The organism is Marinobacter sp. bablab_jr003 (assembly GCF_016464245.1).
Classification (GTDB): Bacteria; Pseudomonadota; Gammaproteobacteria; order Pseudomonadales; family Oleiphilaceae; genus Marinobacter; species Marinobacter vinifirmus.
In genome coordinates, this window is sequence record NZ_JADARC010000039.1 from 90,835 (window position 1) to 109,818 (window position 18,984).

Annotated in this window: 18 protein-coding genes; 8 read left to right on the plus strand and 10 right to left on the minus strand. The window is 59.2% G+C overall.

The window, feature by feature from the left end; all coding sequences use genetic code 11:
- Positions 1 to 633 carry a nitrous oxide reductase accessory protein NosL gene (locus H3Z84_RS04585; RefSeq protein WP_199456613.1) on the plus strand — a complete coding sequence of 211 codons (633 nt, stop codon included), beginning with the start codon at positions 1 to 3 and terminating at the stop codon, positions 631 to 633.
- A gap of 291 nt (positions 634 to 924) precedes the next feature.
- Here the strand turns inward: H3Z84_RS04585 and moaA are convergent, their stop codons facing one another.
- A complete protein-coding gene (gene moaA / locus H3Z84_RS04590) occupies positions 925 to 1,917 on the minus strand; it encodes a GTP 3',8-cyclase MoaA (RefSeq protein WP_199456615.1) in 993 nt (330 codons plus the stop codon).
- A gap of 196 nt (positions 1,918 to 2,113) precedes the next feature.
- Between moaA and H3Z84_RS04595 the strand changes: the two genes are divergently transcribed.
- Positions 2,114 to 2,506 carry a YbaN family protein gene (locus H3Z84_RS04595; protein WP_094623724.1) on the plus strand — a complete coding sequence of 131 codons (393 nt, stop codon included), beginning with the start codon at positions 2,114 to 2,116 and terminating at the stop codon, positions 2,504 to 2,506.
- A 25-nt stretch (positions 2,507 to 2,531) separates the two neighbouring features.
- Positions 2,532 to 2,969, plus strand: a complete 438-nt coding sequence (locus H3Z84_RS04600; protein WP_022987876.1) for an RrF2 family transcriptional regulator — start codon at positions 2,532 to 2,534, stop codon at positions 2,967 to 2,969.
- On the opposite strand, the gene H3Z84_RS04605 is transcribed toward H3Z84_RS04600, so the two are convergent.
- Entirely contained in the window at positions 2,957 to 4,054 is a 1,098-nt protein-coding gene (locus tag H3Z84_RS04605; RefSeq protein ID WP_058341663.1) for a fatty acid desaturase family protein, read from the minus strand. The two genes, H3Z84_RS04600 and H3Z84_RS04605, sit on opposite strands and share 13 nt — an antisense overlap.
- 47 nt (positions 4,055 to 4,101) lie before the next feature.
- Positions 4,102 to 5,208 carry a ferredoxin reductase gene (locus H3Z84_RS04610; protein ID WP_199456617.1) on the minus strand — a complete coding sequence of 369 codons (1,107 nt, stop codon included), beginning with the start codon at positions 5,206 to 5,208 and terminating at the stop codon, positions 4,102 to 4,104.
- A 199-nt stretch (positions 5,209 to 5,407) separates the two neighbouring features.
- Between H3Z84_RS04610 and H3Z84_RS04615 the strand changes: the two genes are divergently transcribed.
- Positions 5,408 to 6,046 carry a TetR family transcriptional regulator gene (locus H3Z84_RS04615; RefSeq protein WP_199456619.1) on the plus strand — a complete coding sequence of 213 codons (639 nt, stop codon included), beginning with the start codon at positions 5,408 to 5,410 and terminating at the stop codon, positions 6,044 to 6,046.
- Positions 6,047 to 6,064: 18 nt separating this feature from the next.
- On the opposite strand, the gene H3Z84_RS04620 is transcribed toward H3Z84_RS04615, so the two are convergent.
- The gene (locus H3Z84_RS04620; protein WP_199456620.1) at positions 6,065 to 7,510 is read right to left on the minus strand and encodes a WS/DGAT/MGAT family O-acyltransferase; all 1,446 of its coding nucleotides are present in this window, start codon (positions 7,508 to 7,510) and stop codon (positions 6,065 to 6,067) included.
- A 164-nt stretch (positions 7,511 to 7,674) separates the two neighbouring features.
- Positions 7,675 to 8,139 carry a PepSY domain-containing protein gene (locus tag H3Z84_RS04625; RefSeq protein WP_199456622.1) on the minus strand — a complete coding sequence of 155 codons (465 nt, stop codon included), beginning with the start codon at positions 8,137 to 8,139 and terminating at the stop codon, positions 7,675 to 7,677.
- Between the two features lie 143 nt (positions 8,140 to 8,282).
- Between H3Z84_RS04625 and H3Z84_RS04630 the strand changes: the two genes are divergently transcribed.
- Genes H3Z84_RS04630 through H3Z84_RS04640 form a run of 3 tightly spaced genes read left to right on the plus strand, consistent with a single transcriptional unit; the run spans position 8,283 to position 10,677 of the window.
- Positions 8,283 to 8,678, plus strand: coding sequence for a PepSY domain-containing protein (locus H3Z84_RS04630; RefSeq protein ID WP_228285705.1), 396 nt, complete (start codon positions 8,283 to 8,285; stop codon positions 8,676 to 8,678).
- Positions 8,675 to 9,346: a response regulator transcription factor gene (locus H3Z84_RS04635; RefSeq protein ID WP_199456624.1), complete on the plus strand. Its 672-nt coding sequence runs from the start codon at positions 8,675 to 8,677 to the stop codon at positions 9,344 to 9,346. The genes H3Z84_RS04630 and H3Z84_RS04635 overlap by 4 nt, the downstream gene beginning before the upstream one ends.
- On the plus strand, positions 9,346 to 10,677 hold the full coding sequence (locus H3Z84_RS04640) for a sensor histidine kinase (RefSeq protein ID WP_199456625.1): 1,332 nt from the start codon (positions 9,346 to 9,348) through the stop codon (positions 10,675 to 10,677). The genes H3Z84_RS04635 and H3Z84_RS04640 overlap by 1 nt, the downstream gene beginning before the upstream one ends.
- Here the strand turns inward: H3Z84_RS04640 and H3Z84_RS04645 are convergent.
- The 4 genes from H3Z84_RS04645 to tmpT form a co-directional block, all read right to left on the minus strand.
- Complete coding sequence (locus H3Z84_RS04645) at positions 10,674 to 12,239, minus strand: SpoVR family protein (RefSeq protein WP_199456627.1); 1,566 nt, start codon at positions 12,237 to 12,239, stop codon at positions 10,674 to 10,676. The two genes, H3Z84_RS04640 and H3Z84_RS04645, sit on opposite strands and share 4 nt — an antisense overlap.
- Positions 12,236 to 13,525 carry a YeaH/YhbH family protein gene (locus H3Z84_RS04650; protein ID WP_206768830.1) on the minus strand — a complete coding sequence of 430 codons (1,290 nt, stop codon included), beginning with the start codon at positions 13,523 to 13,525 and terminating at the stop codon, positions 12,236 to 12,238. The genes H3Z84_RS04645 and H3Z84_RS04650 overlap by 4 nt, the downstream gene beginning before the upstream one ends.
- Before the next feature lie 25 nt (positions 13,526 to 13,550).
- Positions 13,551 to 15,473, minus strand: coding sequence for a PrkA family serine protein kinase (locus H3Z84_RS04655; protein ID WP_199456631.1), 1,923 nt, complete (start codon positions 15,471 to 15,473; stop codon positions 13,551 to 13,553).
- Positions 15,474 to 15,886: 413 nt separating this feature from the next.
- Positions 15,887 to 16,546, minus strand: coding sequence for a thiopurine S-methyltransferase (tmpT, locus tag H3Z84_RS04660; RefSeq protein ID WP_058341653.1), 660 nt, complete (start codon positions 16,544 to 16,546; stop codon positions 15,887 to 15,889).
- A 74-nt stretch (positions 16,547 to 16,620) separates the two neighbouring features.
- On the opposite strand from tmpT, the gene H3Z84_RS04665 reads away from it, so the two are divergent.
- Positions 16,621 to 17,559 (plus strand): D-2-hydroxyacid dehydrogenase, encoded by a 939-nt coding sequence (locus H3Z84_RS04665; protein WP_199456633.1) that lies wholly within the window; start codon positions 16,621 to 16,623, stop codon positions 17,557 to 17,559.
- Here the strand turns inward: H3Z84_RS04665 and H3Z84_RS04670 are convergent.
- On the minus strand, positions 17,550 to 18,836 hold the full coding sequence (locus H3Z84_RS04670; RefSeq protein ID WP_199456637.1) for an OmpP1/FadL family transporter: 1,287 nt from the start codon (positions 18,834 to 18,836) through the stop codon (positions 17,550 to 17,552). The genes H3Z84_RS04665 and H3Z84_RS04670 overlap by 10 nt on opposite strands.
- Positions 18,837 to 18,984 lie beyond the last annotated feature (148 nt).

Below are 18,984 nucleotides of genomic sequence, written 5' to 3' on the forward strand. Positions count from 1 at the left end.
ATGACAACCCACTTCAGCAAATGGCTCCTCGCCGCCCTGGCTGCCGTCATCCTCGCCGGCTGCTCCGGCGGTGAACAGGAAGTCGTCGCCAAGCCCGACCCCGTCCACTTCGAATCCGGCGACGAATGCCACGTATGCGGCATGGTCATCACCAACTTCCCGGGCCCCAAAGGCCAGGCCTTCACCGAGCGCGAACAGCACACCCGCAAGTTCTGCTCCACCAAAGACATGTTCGCCTGGTTCCTGCAGCCGGAAAACGAAAACCGGGACCACACCCTGTACGTTCACAACATGGCCCAGACCGACTGGGAGCACCCGGACGACACCCACCTGATCGACGCCCGTGAAGCCTTCTACGTCGTCGGCTCCGAACGCGCCGGCGCCATGGGCCCGACCCTGGCCTCCTTCGCCACCGAGACCGAAGCCGCTGACTTTGCCTCAGAGCATGGCGGAGAAGTCTTCGCCTTCGCAGATATCACCATGGACCACCTCAACGCCGGCATGACCATGCACGACATGGGTGGCATGGAAGGTATGCATGATGGACACGACATGGACATGGCGGAAGAAGCCGGAATGGCTGGCGACCACAACATGGAAGAAGACCACAGCGGTCACAATATGGACCACTGAAGCAGAAACAGGGAAAAACAGTTCAGGATAGAGCAGGGTGACAGGATTAGTCTGTTCTGTGGACTATGCCACCAAAGCACGAAAGCGCGGGTGAGGGGGCGGCTTCCAAAAATGTGCGGAGCCATGGATGGCGGAGCAGAAGCGCCACAGGGGCTCAGCCGAGCGCTTATGAAGCGAAGCTTCATGCGAAAGCTGAGCGACCACAATCTGTGATTGTGGGCCGGACCCCGAAGGGGTGCCGCAAGGAGCGGTTTTTGGAAGCCGCCCCCTCACCTGCGCCCACTCCAAGGTTTACCCGCCGGTCATATTCATAAACCGAAGAATCTGCACCTCCCCCTCCGAAGAAAAGTGATGCCGCTCCGGCTTCAAGTCCATTGCCGAAATAATCGCCTGCCGAAGCTTCTCATCATCCCCGGGAAACTCCCGCAAAACCTCCCGCAAATCCATCGAATGCTCATTCCCCAGGCACAGCAAAAGCCGCCCCTCCACCGTAACCCGAACCCGGTTACAGGTGTCGCAGAAATTATGGGAATGCGGAGAAATAAAACCCACCCGAACCGGACTGTCCGCCATCCGGTAATAGCGCGCAGGCCCGCCGGAATCCTCGGTAGCGGGAATCAGCTCATGGCGCTGGCGGATAATATCCCGCACCTCGGCACTGGTACACAGGGCCAGGCCACGGTCGTGCTCGGAAATCTCCCCCAGCGGCATCTCCTCGATAAAGGTAATATCCAGCTGCTTCTTCCGGGCGAACTCGATCAGTTCCGGCACTTCCACGTCGTTCCGGCCCTTCATCACCACCGTATTCAGCTTGATACCCCGAAAGCCCGCCTCCCGGGCGGCTTCAATGCCATCAAGCACCTGGCTCAATTTGCCGGTGCGGGTTATACGGTGAAACTTGTCAGCATCCAGTGAATCCAGGCTGATATTAAGGCGGTGCAGCCCACCCCGGCGCAGTTCATCCGCCATCTGCGGTAACTGGCTGCCGTTGGTGGTCATAGCGAAGTCCCGCAGGCCGTAACTGCCGATCTCCCTGACCAGGTCCAGGACACCCTTGCGAACCAGGGGCTCACCCCCGGTCAGGCGGATCTTCTCGGTGCCAAGATCCACAAAGTTACGGGCCACCCGGGCAATCTCTTCCAGCGAGAGAATCTGGCTGCGGGGCAGAAACACCATCTCTTCAGCCATACAGTAAACACAACGGAAGTCACAGCGATCCGTCACCGACAGGCGAACATAGTTCACCGTGCGGCCGAAGCGGTCTGTCAGTTGGTTTGCGGGCATCTGGGGGATTCCTGTTGCAACACATGGTTATGAGTATAGATGCAGTATGGCAAAGCCTGAGACAGATTCCGAGACCTGGGTAAGGATAAACACCGCTACCACCGTACAACCATTAATGGGTATTTTTTATGCAGGTTATAGGCGCTAAACTGAAAGCAAGACCCTATTCCTTAATCACGGTAGAATGGATACAGGTATGAACGGTCACGAGGCCCGCATGATGGCCGCACAGCCAAACAAAACCGGTTTCCGGATTCTTGCGTATATCTCGGCATTGCTCGGGTTAGCTGGCGTAGTGTTGCCTCTGCTTCCGACCACGCCCTTTGTGTTGCTGGCCGCCTTTTTTGCCAGCAAAGGGTCGCCGGCGTTTGCCCTGTGGCTGGAGCAGCACCCGGCGTTTGGCCCTGCCATTGAACAGTGGCGGGAACGGCGAGCCATCCCCCTGAAAGCGAAACTGCTGGCCCTGGGAATGATGGTTCTGAGCTGGACTATGCTGCTGGCGCTCGGCTCGCCCCTGCTGGTACTGACAATTTCCGGCCTGTGTCTTTCGGCAATCGCCGCTTACTTGATAAGCCGGCCGTCCTGCTGAACCGCACGGCCCCTTGGAGTATTAAATGCATATCACCCGTTACACAGACTATTCACTCCGGGTTCTGATCTATCTGGCCGAACAGGGTGACCGGCTGGCAACTATCCAGGAAATCGCCGACAGCTACGAGATTTCCAAGAACCACCTGATGAAGGTGGTGCACCAGCTGAACAAGAAAGGCTACATAGAGACTGTACGCGGCAAGAAAGGCGGCATGCGCCTGCACATGTCCCCGGACGAAATCAATGTGGGAATCCTGGTGCGGGAAACCGAGCAGGATCTGAGTATTGTGGAATGCCTGTCCTCCAACAATGCCTGCAAGATTACCCCGGTGTGCGGCCTCAAGCACATGTTCAGTGAGGCCTTGAATGCGTTCCTGGATGTGCTCGATAAATACACCCTGGCCGATGTGATCCGCGATCAGCACCGGCCACAGTTGGTGCGCCTGCTTCAGATTGCCTGAAGCTGGCCACTTCCCCGCTGTTCCAGGCGGGTTCTGACCGCATCCGGCAGGGAGAATCGGGCTATCCGGCTCAGCACGGTGCCGTACTGTTTGGCAAAGCTGCCGGTGTTATAGGGAATGTCATACTTCTTGCACACTTCCTGTACCTTCGCGGAAATCTCCGGGTAACGGTGGGCCGGCAGGTCCGGGAATACGTGGTGTTCCACCTGGTAACTCAGATGACCGCTCAGCACATGCAGCCACTTGCCGCCGGTAAAGTTGGATGAGCCACTCAGCTGACGCAGGTACCAGTGGCCCTTGCTCTCGCCTTCGCACTCTTCCTCGGTAAAGGTTTCCGCATCCTGAGTGAAGTGCCCGCAGAAGATAACCGTGGATGCCCAGATGTTCCGGATCAGGTTGGCGCCCACGTTACCGGCCAGCACAATCGGGGCCACGGGCAGGGTCAGCAGCGGGAAGAAGACATAATCCTTGAAGGCCTGGCGGCCACCCTTGCGGGCGAAGTCCTTCAGGAACGGCAGCTTGTCGCGCCAGCGCAACTCACCCCGGCGAATTTTCTCGCTCTCCAGTTCATGCACGCCCACACCCCACTGGAACAGTACCGTCAGCAGGATGTAGTTCACGAACTGCAGCAGGTGCCCCGGGTGCCACTTCACATCATCGCCCAAGCGCAGCACGGCATAGCCGTAATCCCGGTCCTTGCCGATGATGTTGGTGTAGGTGTGGTGCTCGTAGTTGTGGGTCTGGCGCCAGGATTCGCTGGTGCACACGGTGTCCCATTCGTAGGTCTGGGAATTCAGGGCCGGGTCGTTCATCCAGTCGTACTGGCCGTGCATCACGTTATGGCCGATTTCCATGTTTTCCAGGATCTTGGCGATACCCAGGCTGGCGGTGGCCGCTACAAAGACCGGCGGTATGAAGCCAAAAGGCATCATCACCCGGCCACCCACTTCCAGAGTGCGGTGCAGGCGGATAATCTTGCGGATGTAGGTGGCATCCCGCTCGCCCAGATCAGCCAGCACTTCATCGCGGATGGCATCCAGGTCTTGCTGGAGGCCGTTCAGTTGTTCTTCGCTAAGCTTTTTCATAATGCTTTCTCCATGCGGCGCTCCGGCCGCAACGCAAAAATTTTGGGTTATACGTCTATCTGAACCGGCCCGCGGGGCACGGAAACACAAAGCTGGACGCTTTCTTCGCCGGGGCCGGATACCTTGCCGGTCAAACGGTTAACCACGGTGCCGCTGGTCTTGCGGCAGCTGCACTGGTGGCAGATGCCCATGCGGCAGCCGTAACGGGGCTTGAGGCCTGCGGCTTCGGCAATTTCCAGCAGGTTAGCATCGCCTTCGGAGCCCACATCCACGCTGCTGCGGGTAAAGCTGACCTCACCACCCAGCTGGTCGTTATCCAGGGCGGCCGGGGCAGGGGGTGCAAAAAACGTGCTGTGCATCTGCGATTCGGCCAGGCCACGCTGCTGCAGCAATTCCGTCGCAAGGTCCATCAGGCCTTTCGGGCCGCACAGGTAGGCTTCGCGTTCCTTCAGCCCGTCAATCGCTTCCAGGTCTGCATCGCAGAGGAAGCGGGGTTCCTTGCCTTCATGGGTGGCAATGATGTTCAGGGTCAGCCCGGGATAACGGGCGGCGATGGCCTCCAGTTTTTCCCGGCCAATAATGTCGTTACCGGTGCGCACGAAATACAGCAGGGTAACCGGCGCCGGGTAGTGGCTGGCGGCCATGGTTTCCAGCTGGCTGAGAACCGGGGTAATGCCGCTGCCGCCGGCGATAAACAGCACGGGTTTGGCGGGCTGCGGAACCAGGAACTCCCCGAAGGCATCGGCCAGGCCGAGGATATCGCCTTCGCTCAGGGAGTCGTGCAGCCAGTTGGTAACCAGGCCGCCCGGCAGGCGTTTAATGGTCAGGGTAATCAGGCCCTGTTTGTGCCACAGCTCCGGTGAGCTGGACAGGCTGAAGGTGCGGGTGCGCCGAATACCGTCGATCTCGGTACAGATGTTCACATGCTGCCCGGCCTCGAAGCCGGTCCACCGGCTGGCGGGCTTGAGTACGAAGGTTTTGGTGCCGGCGGTTTCGGCCATAATGCGTTCTACCCGGGCTGGTGTGTACTCCTGTACCCACATCGGGTTGATGGCACCCGCGAGGGGGTCCAGCCAGGCAGCGGGGTCGTCCCGGTTCAGTAATTGCCGGCCAAGCCAGTGCAATGCCTTGGTTTGTGTCAGTCGTGCCAGCATGTTCGTTCTCCTTGTTTGTCGGGTGCCTTGTACGGGTCTATGTGTACATAGTGTTCACTAATGTGTACGACTGTACACACAAGTTTGACTTTCAACAATTACCTGCCCGGAGTGTTGGCTCGAAATGACAAGCTGGAAGGGTTTTTCTACGGTCTAATGTGTACACTTGTGAACCTGATAAACGCGGTACGGGTAAAAGATGGCAGACAAACAACGGCGCAGGCCGGGAGAAACCCGGGGAAAACTGATGAGTGCAGCCCTGGAGCTGGTGGGTAAGGGGCGGCATTTTGCCAGTCTGGGTATCCGGGAGGTGACTCGTCAGGCGGGGGTGGTGCCTACATCATTTTATCGCCACTTCCGGAGCATGGACGACCTGGGCCTGCAGCTGGTGGACGAGCTGGGGCTGGTGTTACGCCGGATGATGCGTGAGGCCAGGGGGAATGTATTGCAGGCAGACAAGCTGATCGAGGAGTCAGTGGGTATATTTGTAGCCCATGCTCAGGCCAATCGCAGTTTTTTCATGTTTATGGCCCAGGGGCTGGCGGGTGAAAGCCGGGCGGTTCAGGAAGGGATTCGCAGTGAAATGCGGTTCTTTGCCAGTGAGCTTGCCAACGATCTGCGCCGGCTTCGGCTGATGCAGCATCTGAGCGATGCCGACCTGGATATGACCTGTGACCTGGTGGTTCGTACCGTTGCCTTCAGCCTGACGGACCTGCTCAGTATCGCTGCGGATGATGATTACCAGATTGGCCAGGTACGCAAGCGCACTTCCCGCTTCCTGCAGATGATCTTCGTGGGTGCCGGACACTGGCAGAGCGAATCCGGCACCGCACTTTAATCGGGCCTCAGGTTTTAATCAGGCCTCAGGCTTTTTCTTCTTTGCCGTAGATCGCGGCTTCTTCGGCCTGGGCGGCAGCACCAGGCTTTCCAGTTCATCCAGTGCCTCACCGGTGTACACCGCCAGCTTCTGCATGCTCGGCAGGGTGTCCCGGCAACCGGTGTACCCGAAGTTCAGCGAGCCGGCATAGCTCAGGCAGGTGATGTTGAGGGCGCCGCCGTGGGCAATCAACGAGACCGGGAACATGGCTTCGAGCTTTGCACCCTCGTAGTACAGGGTGTTTTCCGGCCCCGGCACGTTCGAGATGGTCACGTTGAACACCGGCCGCATGCGGCCGCCCAGCCCCGACATCAGCTGCAGAATATAGGGTGACATCAGCAGCATGGTGTACTGGGTCAATGCGCTCTTGGGCAGCTTTTGCAGGTGTTCCTTGGCCCGGCGGGTCGAGGCCTTAATCTGCTGCAAGCGGTTCAGCGGGTCTGCCTCGTTAGTGGCCAGGGAGGCAATCATGAAGCTGATCTGGGTACCGGTTCCTTCGTCATCCGCCGGGCGGATATTGACGGGAATGCCCGCGGTCAGGGGGATGGCGGGCACACTGTCCTGCTCCAGCAGGAACCGGCGCAGTGCGGTGCCGCACAGGTACAGCACAATATCGTTCAGGGAGCCGCCGGACGCCTGGGCCAGGGCTTTCAGGCGGTCCAGCTGGTAATGCTGGGTGGCAAAACGGCGCTGGCCGGTAACCCGGTGGTTCAGGATAGAGACCGGGCCGGTAAACGGGGCGGTCAGGCCATCTTCCGGGTGGCGAACCGAATGCACCAGGCGGTTGCCGGCCTGCCACAGGCGTGGCGCCATGTCGGCCTGCAGTTTCAGGGCATCCATGGCCTGGGAAACAGCAGCAGGCACGCTCGCCTCCGGGTCGGTTTTGCTGCCACGGCGCCGCTCAGGGCGCACGGTCCAGGGCGGCGGCATATTGACCCGGTCCGGATCGGTGGTCAGCACCCGTTGCATCAGGCGCACGCCGCTGATGCCGTCAATCATGGAATGGTGCATCTTGGTGTACAGGGCAAAGCGGTTGTTCTCCAGCCCTTCAATTACGTGGCATTCCCACAGGGGGCGGGAGAAATCCAGCGGATTGGAATGCAGGCGCGACACCAGGATACCCAGTTCCCGTTCGCCGCCCGGACGGGGCAGGGCAGAGTGGCGTACGTGGTAGTCGAGATCGATATCCTTGTCGACCTTCCAGGCCGGGGCAAGCAGTCGTCCGAGAAAGCCCGACCAGGCCAGCTTGTAACCCCAGGGTGGTGCTACATCACCGGCATCTTTCATGCGGGCAACCATGTCCCGCAGGAAGGTTTCCGGTGCGCCTTCCGGCAATGAAAAAATCTGCAGGGTGCCCACGTGCATCGGGGTGTCTTCAGATTCCACAGCCAGCCAGGAGGCGTCCAGTGTTGCGAGCCGTTTCATTCCGTTGTGTTCTCCGCCAGTCGTTCAATTTATGGTTGTTGCCTGCAAGTATACTGGCTAAGCGGCCCGCAAACGATCAAAAACCGAGGTGGTAAGACGATTGTCCAGCCACCCTGCTATCTGGCCGGTGAGCAGGGTGGCTAGAGGCGCTTTCAAGGTTCGGTTTAGTTGTCCCGCTCGACTTTCACGGGTTCCAGACTGCCGGTACGGAAGTCCACTTCCAGCTCCCGGCCGTTGTCATCGTTGCCTTCTACCTCGATGTCGCCGTTACGCTTGATTTTCAGCTCTTCGATGGTTTCCATGCCCTGCCCACGGGCGGCATCCAGAAAGACCTGAATTTCCTGCGCGGTCAGGCCATACGACTCGCCTCTGGGCTTGCGGCGCTGTTCCCGCTCGATGTCGCCGTTGCCGTTCAGGTCCAGTTCCACAAACCAGTCCTGGCCCATCCAGCCCTCGATCTCGATGTCATCGGCCCGGTCGTCGTCAAACTCGATGCTCTGGAAGTTGGTGATGCCGTAGTCACTGCCAACCTGCAGCATGCGTTCGGCGTCTTCAAAGCTGCCCTTGGCAAAGGCTGCGGGGGCTGCGACAAGGCCGCTGATCAATGCGATGGTAAGGGTCTTTTTCATGGTGTTCTCCTTGTTTCTCTGTGTTTTGAGACCTGCCGGTTCTGCCCTGTTGGCTACCAGCCTGGGGCCAGATTAACGGGGCAGGGCTTTCAGCATCGTGATAGGCTCATTCATGATTCGTTCATCTGACTTTTGTCACCATAATGAGCATGGACAAAGACCGTTTTTCTCCGCCCTTATTGCCCGCAGACCGGTTTTCCCGCCGGGTGGTTCGGGCGCTCCTGCTGGCGCTGCTTGTCGCGGGCGCCGTGCCCTTTGCGCAGGTCGCCTGCGCCGACGATGACGATGACTGGCGTCGCCTGCACCATGAGGTGGAAGCCGGCCGTATCAAACCCCTGAGCGAGATTCTCGACAGCCTGGCCCGGGACTGGGTCGGGGATGTGATTGATGTGGATATCGAGAAAGACGACGGTGAGATTATTTATGAGATCGAACTGCTGGGCCCCCAGGGTCAGGTGGTGGAGTTTGAGGTGAACGCCCGGACTGGCGAGGTTCTGGAGATTGAGGGCCGGAATATCCGGGGCATGGAGCGACGATGAAGATTCTCCTGGTTGAAGACGATACCGCACTGGCACAAGGCCTGGCCGGCGCCCTGCGCGAAGCCGGGTTGCTGGTGCAAGTGGCCGGGGACGGCCGCATCGCAGATTTCCTGGTGAGTACCGAGCGCTACGATGCGGTGGTACTCGATCTCGGCTTGCCCGATGGCAACGGTAGCCAGTGGCTGGCCGGCTGGCGGGGAAGGGGCATTGATTTGCCGGTGTTGATTCTGACCGCCCGGGAACGGTGGTCTGACAAAGCGGCCGGTTTTTCCGCCGGTGCCGATGACTATGTCACCAAACCCTTTGAAACCGCCGAAATCCTGTTTCGCCTGCGGGCCCTTGTGCGCCGGGCCCATGGCCATGCCCACCCGGTGATTACCGTGGGCGACATAGCGCTTGATACCCACGCAGGGCAGGTTACCCGTTCCGGCATGCCGGTGTCTTTGACGGCCCAGGAGTTCCGGCTGTTGTCGCGCCTGATCCATGCGGCACCCAGAATTGTTTCCCGAACCGAGTTGTCCGAGCATGTCTATGACGGCGACCAGGAGCCGGATTCCAATGTGATCGATGTGCAGGTGAGCCGGTTGCGGCGCAAACTCGGTGCCGGTGCCATCGAAACCGTACGCGGGCAAGGTTACCGGATGCACAGTGGCGGGGAATCGGCCTGATGCTCACGCGCCTGCGCCGTTGGCCGGTCGCGGTTCGAATGCTGGTGTCCGCGCTGGTTCTGGTGCTGGTTATCTTACCCCTGGCCGGCACCCTGCTGGCCTGGAATGTCCGGCAGGCTGTGAGCCAGTCCTTCGACGAGCGCCTGCTGTCCTTCCTGAACGTAGTGATTGCCGGCATCGAATTCGACCCACAAACCGGTGAACTGACCCCGGGCTCGCAGCTGGGTGATCCCCGCTTTGAGCGGGCGTACTCCGGATGGTACTGGCAGGTAAACGATAACAGCGGCCAGGTTATCACCTCCCGTTCGTTGTGGGATCAGCGCTTGCCCCAGGTCAGTGGCCGGGGGCCGGACTGGGTGGACGTTCCGGGGCCGCGGGAACAGAGGCTCCGCCTGGTGGAGCGGGATGTACAGTTACCGGCCTTTGATGGCTGGTTGTCGGTGTCTGTTGCGGCTGACCTGTCGGAAGTGGATACCCAGGTGTCGCGGTTTAACCGGTTGCTGGCGATATCGCTGACCACCCTGGGGGTCTTGCTGTTATTGATGATAGGCCTTCAGATTCGCTGGGGGCTGGCTCCATTACGGCGGCTTGAGCAGGATCTGCGCGCCATGGAAGCGGGCCGGGCCCGTTCCCTGACTACGGACCTGCCGGATGAACTGGCAAAGCTGGCGGATGCCATGAACCAGGTGCTTCAGCGCGACCAGGTGCTGATTGACCGGGGCCGCACCGCCGCCGGTAACCTGGCCCATGCGCTGAAAACGCCAGTCTCGGTGCTGACCACCCTGAGTGACAAATTGCCGGATGAGCAAAGAACCGCGTTCCGTACCGAGCTGGCTCGCATTGACGACGCCGTGCGCCATCATCTGGCACGGGCTTCTGCCGCCGGGCCGGCGGCATTGGGTGGTGTAGACCTGGCTGACGCGCTGGAGCCGGTACTGTCTGCCCTGGGTACACTCGCCGGGCGTCGGGGGCTGGTTCTTGATCCGCATATCAACGGTTCCGGCATGGTCCGCTTTGAACAGCAGGATCTCCAGGAAATTGCCGGTAACCTTCTGGAAAATGCCATCAACTGGGCCGAAAAACGGGTAAGTTTCTCTGCCCGGCTTGGTGTGGAAGGATTGGAGCTGGTGATCGAGGACGATGGTCCGGGCTTGTCGGCCGACGACATTGAACAGGCCCTCACCCGGGGCGCCCGGCTGGATGAAAGCCGCTCCGGCTCCGGCCTTGGCCTGGCGATTGTGAAGGAGCTGGTGGAGCTCTACGGCGGCAGCCTGAACCTTGGCCCCTCGCCACTGGGCGGGTTGCGGGCCAAGGCCAGTTTCCCGGTTTAGTCGTCGGCGGCGTCGTCGTTACGGGGAGGGCAGTGATGCGCCGCTACGATTCTGCCCTCATCCACGCTTTCCAGGTGTACATCAAACCCCCACAACCGGTGCACGTGCCGGAGTACTTCGTCGGTTTCCTGCCCCAGCGGCACCCGGTCCACCGGGATGTGATGCAGGGTCAGTGAGCGGTCGCCGCGCACATCCACATTCCACACCTGTATGTTCGGTTCCCGGTAACTGAGGTTGTACTGGCGGGCCAGCTTTTCCCGGAGAACCCGGTAGCCCGGGTCGTCGTGAATGGCGGTGACGGTGTAGTGGTCTTCCTGGTCGTCGTTTTCGATCGCGAAGAGTTTGAGATCGCGCATCACCTTGGGCGACAGGAACTGCTGGATAAAACTCTCGTCCTTGAAGTTGCGCATGGCGAAATGCACGGTTTCCAGCCAGTCCTTGCCGGCGATGTCGGGGAACCATTCACGGTCTTCATCGGTGGGGTTCTCGCAGATCCGCCGCAGGTCGGTGAAAATGGAGAAACCCAGCGTGTAAGGGTTGATGCCGGAATACCAGGGGCTGTTGAACGGTGGCTGGTACACCACCGCCGTGTGGCTTTGCAGGAATTCCAGCATGAAGCCGTCGGTGACCAGGCCTTTCTCGTACATCCGGTGCAGCAGAGTGTAGTGCCAGAAGGTGGCCCAACCCTCGTTCATCACCTGGGTCTGGCGCTGGGGATAAAAGTACTGGGCCAGCTTGCGCACGATGCGCACCAGCTCCCGCTGCCAGGTTTCCAGCAGTGGCGCGTTCTTCTCGGTGAAGTACAGCAGGTTCTCCTGGGGCTCTGCCGGGTAGCGGGGTTTGCGTTTGACCGGGTCGTCATCTTCCCCCGGTCTGGGGATGGTGCGCCATAAATCGTTGATGCGCCTTTGCTGGTATTCCTCCCGCTCTTTCTGGCGCAGGGCTTCTTCTGCGGCAGAAATAGGGGCCGGGCGCTTGTACCGGTCGACACCGTAGTTCATCAGGGCGTGGCAGGAATCGAGAATTTCCTCCACCGCATCCACGCCATGGCGTTCCTCGCATTCGGCGACATAGTTGCGGGCGAACACCAGGTAATCGATGATGGCACTGGCATCGGTCCAGGTGCGGAACAGGTAGTTGCCCTTGAAGAAGGAGTTGTGGCCGTAACTGGCGTGGGCAATCACCAGAGCCTGCATGGGCAGGGTGTTCTCCTCCATCAGGTAGGCGATGCAGGGGTTGGAGTTGATCACAATCTCGTAGGCCAGGCCCATCTGGCCCCGCTGGTAGCCCTTGGAGGTTTGCAAAAACTGCTTGCCGAAGGACCAGTGGTGATAGCCCACCGGCATGCCTACGGAGCTGTAGGCGTCCATCATCTGCTCGGCGGTAATCACTTCAATCTGGTTCGGGTAGGTGTCCAGACCGAACTCGGCGGCGCATTGGGCAATTTCTTCGTCGTACTTCTGGATCAGCTCAAAGGTCCACTCCGAGCCGGTGGAAATAGGTGTTCCTGCCTCGGGTTGTTCGCTCTCCGGTGCGTTCGGGCGATCAATCAGGCTGCTCATGCCACTTTCCTCTCGAACAACTGTCGGAATACCGGGTAAATGTCAGCAGGGTCTGCAATCTGCTGCATGGCAAAGCTTTGCGGGAACTGTTCCAGGATTTTCTCGTATTCGTACCAGAGCATCTGGTGGTCCTGGGGGGTGATCTCGATGTACGAGTAATACTGCACCAGGGGCAGAATGCGTTCTGACAACAGTTTGCCGCACACCGGGGAGTCATCGTTCCAGTTGTCGCCGTCAGAGGCCTGGGCAGCATAGATATTCCACTCCGCCGGCGAGTAGCGGGATTCGATAATCCGGTGCATCAGTTTCAGGGCGCTGGAGACAATGGTGCCGCCGGTTTCCCGGCTGTAGAAGAATTCTTCTTCGTCTACCTCCTTGGCGCTGGTGTGATGGCGGATAAACACCACGTCGATCTTCTTGTAGTTTTTCTTCAGGAACAGGTACAGCAAGATGAAGAAGCGCTTGGCGATGTCCTTGTGCATCTGGGTCATGGAGCCGGACACGTCCATCAGACAGAACATGACGGCGCTGGTGGCGGGCTTCGGTTGCTTCTGGTGCTGGCGGTAGCGCAGGTCGATTTCATCGATGAACGGAATGCGTTTGACGTTGGCTTTCAGCCGCGCGATTTCCTCTTCCAGCACCTTGATCTGGTCTTCGTGGCTGAAGGCAGGGTCCAGGTCATCGGGAGCGCTTTTCAGGGCTTCCAGCTGCTTTTCCAGGTCCTTGATCTTCTTCTTGCGGGCGCCGCCCAGGCCCAGCCGCCGGGCATGGGCGCCCCGCAGGGAGCGCACCACGTCCAGCTTGGCGGGAACGCCCTGGCTGGTAAAGCCGGCCCTGACATAGCTGAAGGCTTCGGTGTCTTTAAGCTGCTTGCGGGCCAGGTTGGGTAGCTCCAGATCGTCGAACAGAAAATCGAGGAATTCTTCCTGGGTGATCTGGAACGCGAATTCGTCCATACCCTCGCCGTCGGGACTGGCCTGACCTTGTCCCTGGCCCTGACCACCGCCGCCCTCGGGCTTGGGGATGGTGTCGCCAGCCACCCATTCCTGGTTGCCGGGGTGCACCACCTCGTGTCGGCCCCCCTGGCCATGGTGGAAAATCGGTTCGTCGATATCCCGGGCGGGAATACTTACCTTCTCGCCCCGTTCGATATCGGTGATGGAGCGCTTCTGAACCGCGTCCGACACCGCTTTTTTGATGTGGTGGCGGTACCGGCGCAGGAACCGTTCCCGATTCACTGCGCTCTTGTTCTTGCCGTTCAGTCGCCGGTCAACAATGTGGGTCATTCCCATGGTACTGCTCCCGCTGCCGTTAATGGGATTTCCGAACTCGCAGATACCACTCGGCCAGCAAGCGAACCTGTTTCTCGGTGTACCCGCGGTCAACCATGCGTTCCACAAACTGCTTGTGCTTTTTCTGGTCTTCCTGGCTGGCTTTCGGGTTGAAGGAGATGACCGGCAGCAGATCTTCGGTGTTCGAGAACATCTTCTTCTCGATCACGCTGCGCAGCTTTTCATAGCTAAGCCAGGACGGGTTCTTGCCCCCGTTGTTGGCCCTGGCTCGCAGCACAAAGTTGACCACCTCGTTGCGAAAATCCTTCGGGTTGGAAATGCCCGCCGGTTTCTCGATTTTTTCCAGTTCGTCGTTGATGGAGGAGCGATCCAGAATTTCGCCGGTTTCCGGGTCCCGGAATTCCTGATCCTGAATCCAGAAGTCGGCATAGGTAACGTAGCGGTCGAACAGGTTCTGGCCATATTCGCTGTAGCTTTCCAGGTAGGCGGTCTGGATTTCCTTGCCGATAAACTGCACGTAGTGGGGCGCCAGGTATTCCTTGATGAAGCGCAGGTACTTTTCCTGGATTTCCGGCGGGTATTGCTCCTGCTCGATCTGCTTTTCCAGTACGTACAGCAGGTGCACCGGGTTGGCTGCCACTTCGGTGGTGTCGAAGTTGAAGACCTTGGACAGGATCTTGAACGCGAAACGGGTAGACAAGCCGTCCATGCCTTCCATCACCCCGGCCGCATCCCGGTACTCCTGGATGGACTTGGCTTTGGGGTCGGTGTCTTTGATGCTCTGGCCGTCATACACCTTCATCTTGGAGAAGATGTTGGAGTTCTCCGGCTCCTTGATGCGGGACAGCACCGAGAACTGGGCCAGCATGTCCAGCGTGTCCGGGGCGCATGGCGCACCTGCCAGGGAGCTGTTCTTCAGTAGCTTGCGGTAGATCTCGATCTCTTCGCTTACCCGCACACAGTAGGGCACCTTGACGATGTACACCCGGTCCAGGAATGCTTCGTTGTGCTTGTTGTTGCGGAAGGTCTGCCACTCGGATTCGTTGGAGTGGGCCAGGATAACGCCGTCAAACGGCACCGAGCCCATACCTTCGGTGGTGTTGTAGTTGCCTTCCTGGGTGGCGGTCAGCAACGGATGCAGCACCTTGATCGGTGCCTTGAACATTTCCACAAACTCCATCAGCCCCTGGTTGGCCTTGCACAGGCCGCCGCTGAAGCTGTAGGCATCCGGGTCATCCTGGGAATAGTCTTCCAGCATGCGGATGTTGACCTTGCCCACCAGCGCGGAGATATCCTGGTTGTTGTCGTCGCCCGGCTCGGTCTTGGATACGGCAATCTGGTCCAGTACCGACGGGTAACGTTTCACCACCCGGAACTGACTGATGTCGCCACCAAACTCGTGCAGGCGTTTGACCGCCCAGGGCGACATGATGTTCTTCAGGTAGCGGCCGGGGATGCCATACTCTTCTTCCAGGATCGGGCCATCCTCGGCCGGGTCAAACAGGCCCAGCGGGCTTTCGTTCACCGGTGAGCCCTTGATGGCGTAGAAGGGTACTTTCTGCATCAGGGCTTTGAGTTTCTCGGCCAGGGAGGATTTGCCGCCGCCAACGGGGCCGAGCAGGTACAGGATCTGTTTCTTTTCCTCCAGGCCCTGGGCGGCGTGGCGGAAGAAGGACACGATGTTTTCCACGGCTTCTTCCATGCCGTAAAACTCATCGAATTCCGGGTATCGTTTGATGACTTTGTTGGAGAAGATGCGTGACAGTCTAGAGTCACGGGAGGTATCGATGAGTTCGGGTTCGCCGATGGCGATCAGCATCCGCTCGGCTGCGGTGGCGTATGCTGTCGGGTCCTGTTTGCAGATCGCCAGGTATTCCTCAAGGGAATACTCTTCCTCCTGAGTCTGGGCATACCGGTCTTTGAAGTGCTGCAGAATGGTCATAGATGGCCCCTCGCTTTTCTCTTGTCTGTTATAGCGTCACGCAATGTCCCCGTTTTTGTTTCGCCGCCGTTCCGGGCGGTGTGTCTGGCGCTGAATTAAATGGGTTGGTTCTGGCAGGTATACGTTGTCCGGTGCGTTCCGGCCTGCTTGTTTTGAGCTTAGTTCACAGTTGCGGGGTTGGACAGGTGGGGGTCATGTTCGGTTCATTAAATTGTGGTATGGGGGATTTGCGGCGGCTTCCGGGTTTTGGGGGCTGACGTACACCGGGGCAGGATTTTTCAGGGCAAACTGCAACTCGCTGCGCTCAGACATACAGATTTGCCCTGAAAAATCCTGCCCCGGCATACGTCGATCGGGGCCCCGGTGGGGCCGCCTTCAGGGAGCTCCCCTGTTTGATGGGGACTAGTGAAAACCTATTTCTTTGTGAGGGTGAAAACGCTTTCTGCGGCGCCGTTTCTCAGGCCTCTTCTTTTGGCGAAGGGGTTGTCGTGGGCCATGTCACGTTTTAGTACGTGGTTGATTTCGTAGTCTTCGCCGTAGAGTTTGAAGACTTCTTCGTCGCTGACGTTGAAGGGAGGGCCTTTCATTTCGTTGCTGTCGTAGTCGAGGGTGATCAGCAGGATTCTGGTGCCGTCGGGGATGATGGCGGTGAGGTGGTCTACGTAGCCTTTGCGCATTTCCGGTGGCAGGGCGATGAGGGCGGCGCGGTCGTAGACCAGGCGGATGTGTTTTAGGTCTTCCGGGACGAGTTGGAAGAAGTCGCCGCACCAGAGTTGCAGGTCGTCGTGTTTGAAGGTGGTGAAGGGTTCGCCGGGGTGGACCATGGCTTTTTCGCGGGCTTCTTCGAAGAAGTCTTTGCAGGCGATGTCGCTGAGTTCCACGCCGATGACGGGGTGGCCGCGGTCGTGGAGCCACCACATGTCGTGGGCTTTGCCGCACAGGGGCACGAAGACGGCATCGGTGCCTTCGCCGGCCAGTTCGGGCCAGTGGTCATGCAGGTATTGGTTGACGGTGCCTTCGTGGAAGCCGATTTGGCTCTTTTCCCAGCGCTCGTGCCAGAATTCGTGTTCCATGGTGGGTCTCCCTGAATTTGCTCGTTTTACCCAGTCTACCTTAATCTGTGCTGTTCTTGAGTCGGGAGAAAAGTATGAAAGCAGTCTTTCTGGATAGCACTACCCTGGGCAGCGATGTGGACCTGGCGCCGATTGAGCAGGTGACCGGCGGTTTGACCTGTTTTGAGCGGACGTCGCCGGAGCAGGTGCTGGAGCGGATTCGGGGTTTTGATACGGTGCTGGTGAACAAGGTGGTGCTGGGCCGTGAGCATTTCGAGGCCTGTCCGGAGCTTAAAACCATTGCGGTGGTGGCTACGGGGCTGAATAACATTGATCTGCCGGCAGCAAGGGAACACGGCATTCAGGTGATGAATGTGACCAACTACGGCCGTTCCACGGTGGCCCAGCACACCATGGCGCTGATTCTGGCGCTGGCCACGCGGCTGCTGGATTACAACCGGGATGCCCGTAATGGCACCTGGGGCAAGAGCGATATGTTCTGCCTGATGGATCACCCGATCATGGAGCTGGAAGGCAAGACTCTGGGAATTGTCGGTTATGGCGACCTGGGGCAGGGTGTGGCCGAGCGGGCGAAGGCCTTTGGCATGAACGTTGTGCTGGGCTGCCGGCCGGGGCAGGCACCGGGGGAGGTGGATGGTTATCCGCGCATTGCGCTGGATGAGCTGTTGGCGCAGGCGGATGTGTTGTCGCTGCACTGCCTGCTGACGGATGAAACCCGGAATATGATTGGTGAGCGGGAATTGCGCCTGATGAAGCCAACCGCATTGCTGGTCAATACCAGCCGTGGCGGCCTGGTAAACGAGGAGGCGCTGGCGGACGCGTTAAGAAGCGGCGAGATTGGCGGTGCCGGCTTTGATGTGCTGACTGAAGAGCCACCCCGCAACGGTAACCCGCTGCTGGCGGATGATATTCCCAACCTGATTGTGACGCCCCACTCCGCCTGGGCCAGCCGTGAGGCCCGTCAGCGGATTGTGGGGATTACTGCAAGGAACCTGGCGTCGGTTCAGAACTGATAGCCGACGCTGAAGGACGCACCCACCTGGCTCATGCTCAGCTCGATGTGCTGGCCGGGGCCCATGGGGTTTTCGCCACGGACGGTTTTGCGCGGTGAATAGAAGGCCATGCCCGAGACTTCCAGGGCTTCGCTGAACCGGTGGGTAAAGCCGCCGGTGAAGTGCCATTCCTGGACGCCCGGCGCCAGGATGTTGAACAGCACTTCTTCGTCCGGGATGGGCTGCTCGCCGTAACTGACGCCGGCACGCCAGGTTTGTTCGTTGCTTTGCTGCCACTGCCAGCCGAGTTTGACGATGGTCATGTCGTCCCAGCCGAAGCCTGGGCCGTTATCCCCGCCCAGTTGGGAGCTCGCATCGCCGCCCCGTACGTTCATCAGTGCCGGCATCATCGGGTTGCCAATGCTGTTGATCTCGCTGTAGCGGATGTGCTGAACATCCAGCAGCAGCCAGTGGTTTTCAAGTCCGGACCAGGCGATGCCGGCGTTGAACATCTGGGGAATGTCGAAGCCGCCCTGTTCGGCAAACAGGCCTTCGTATTTGTTGAACTCTTCCATTTCCAGGATGGTGCGGAAGTTCAACCCGGCGCGCAGGGTGTCAGTGAGTTCACCCTGCCAGCCGATCTGCAGGCCGTAGCCCCAGGCTTCGTCGGTGCCGTTGTTGGTCAGGGCATTCGGGTTTGACGAGAAGCCCAGGTTGCCAAATGCCTGTAGGCCTTTCGCCTCAAAGCGCTGGTAGGCAATCAGGGGGGAAATGCCCAGTGCCTGGCCGTCAGAGAATTCCCAGGACCAAGTGGGGGCGATGAACAGCTGCTCCAGGTTGACGCCGGTTTTTCCCGCACCAAAGGTGCCGCCATTCTCGCCACTGTATTCAGTGTTCATGCCGCCATTGGCAAACACCGACAGACCAAGGCTGTGGCCGTTGCCCATGGCCCGGTTATAACCGAAATGAGGAATCAGGAAGGCGTCATTTTCGCTTTGTACGGTTCCGGGGGCGAGATAGAAAGTTCCAGCAGGTGGCGGCATAACGCCACCTTCCACGCCATAACGCCGACGCGGAGAAAATACCTCCAGCCCGCCGTCCACGCGGCTGCCCACAAACGCCATACCTGCCGGGTTGGTGGCTGCCGCAATGCTGTCCTGGGACAGCGCGGTTCCTGCGCCAGCCATACCGGCGTTCTTGGTGCCATAGCCGTGGCTGAAGTAGCCGTTGGTGGCCAGTGCGGCAGACGGTGCTGCGGCAATAAGGGCGGTGGTGGCAAGAATCCGGGACAAGCGCATTGATCAAACCCTGTGGTTATAAATGAATCAGTTCTTTAGGCGCGCCTTTTGACGTTAATACGGTTATAAGTGGAAGTAACAAAACTTGATATGGTTATATTGTTTTTTCAGGCCAGCGGCAGCGCCGCCGTTGCATTATTGCTGAGAG

Coding starts and splice junctions, on each gene's coding strand:
- H3Z84_RS04585 (WP_199456613.1), top strand. CDS start 1: ATGACAACCCACTTCAGCAAATGGCTCCTCGCCGCCCTGGCTGCCGTC.
- moaA (WP_199456615.1), bottom strand. CDS start 1,917: ATGCCCGCAAACCAACTGACAGACCGCTTCGGCCGCACGGTGAACTAT.
- H3Z84_RS04595 (WP_094623724.1), top strand. CDS start 2,114: ATGAACGGTCACGAGGCCCGCATGATGGCCGCACAGCCAAACAAAACC.
- H3Z84_RS04600 (WP_022987876.1), top strand. CDS start 2,532: ATGCATATCACCCGTTACACAGACTATTCACTCCGGGTTCTGATCTAT.
- H3Z84_RS04605 (WP_058341663.1), bottom strand. CDS start 4,054: ATGAAAAAGCTTAGCGAAGAACAACTGAACGGCCTCCAGCAAGACCTG.
- H3Z84_RS04610 (WP_199456617.1), bottom strand. CDS start 5,208: ATGCTGGCACGACTGACACAAACCAAGGCATTGCACTGGCTTGGCCGG.
- H3Z84_RS04615 (WP_199456619.1), top strand. CDS start 5,408: ATGGCAGACAAACAACGGCGCAGGCCGGGAGAAACCCGGGGAAAACTG.
- H3Z84_RS04620 (WP_199456620.1), bottom strand. CDS start 7,510: ATGAAACGGCTCGCAACACTGGACGCCTCCTGGCTGGCTGTGGAATCT.
- H3Z84_RS04625 (WP_199456622.1), bottom strand. CDS start 8,139: ATGAAAAAGACCCTTACCATCGCATTGATCAGCGGCCTTGTCGCAGCC.
- H3Z84_RS04630 (WP_228285705.1), top strand. CDS start 8,283: ATGAGCATGGACAAAGACCGTTTTTCTCCGCCCTTATTGCCCGCAGAC.
- H3Z84_RS04635 (WP_199456624.1), top strand. CDS start 8,675: ATGAAGATTCTCCTGGTTGAAGACGATACCGCACTGGCACAAGGCCTG.
- H3Z84_RS04640 (WP_199456625.1), top strand. CDS start 9,346: ATGCTCACGCGCCTGCGCCGTTGGCCGGTCGCGGTTCGAATGCTGGTG.
- H3Z84_RS04645 (WP_199456627.1), bottom strand. CDS start 12,239: ATGAGCAGCCTGATTGATCGCCCGAACGCACCGGAGAGCGAACAACCC.
- H3Z84_RS04650 (WP_206768830.1), bottom strand. CDS start 13,525: ATGACCCACATTGTTGACCGGCGACTGAACGGCAAGAACAAGAGCGCA.
- H3Z84_RS04655 (WP_199456631.1), bottom strand. CDS start 15,473: ATGACCATTCTGCAGCACTTCAAAGACCGGTATGCCCAGACTCAGGAG.
- tmpT (WP_058341653.1), bottom strand. CDS start 16,546: ATGGAACACGAATTCTGGCACGAGCGCTGGGAAAAGAGCCAAATCGGC.
- H3Z84_RS04665 (WP_199456633.1), top strand. CDS start 16,621: ATGAAAGCAGTCTTTCTGGATAGCACTACCCTGGGCAGCGATGTGGAC.
- H3Z84_RS04670 (WP_199456637.1), bottom strand. CDS start 18,836: ATGCGCTTGTCCCGGATTCTTGCCACCACCGCCCTTATTGCCGCAGCA.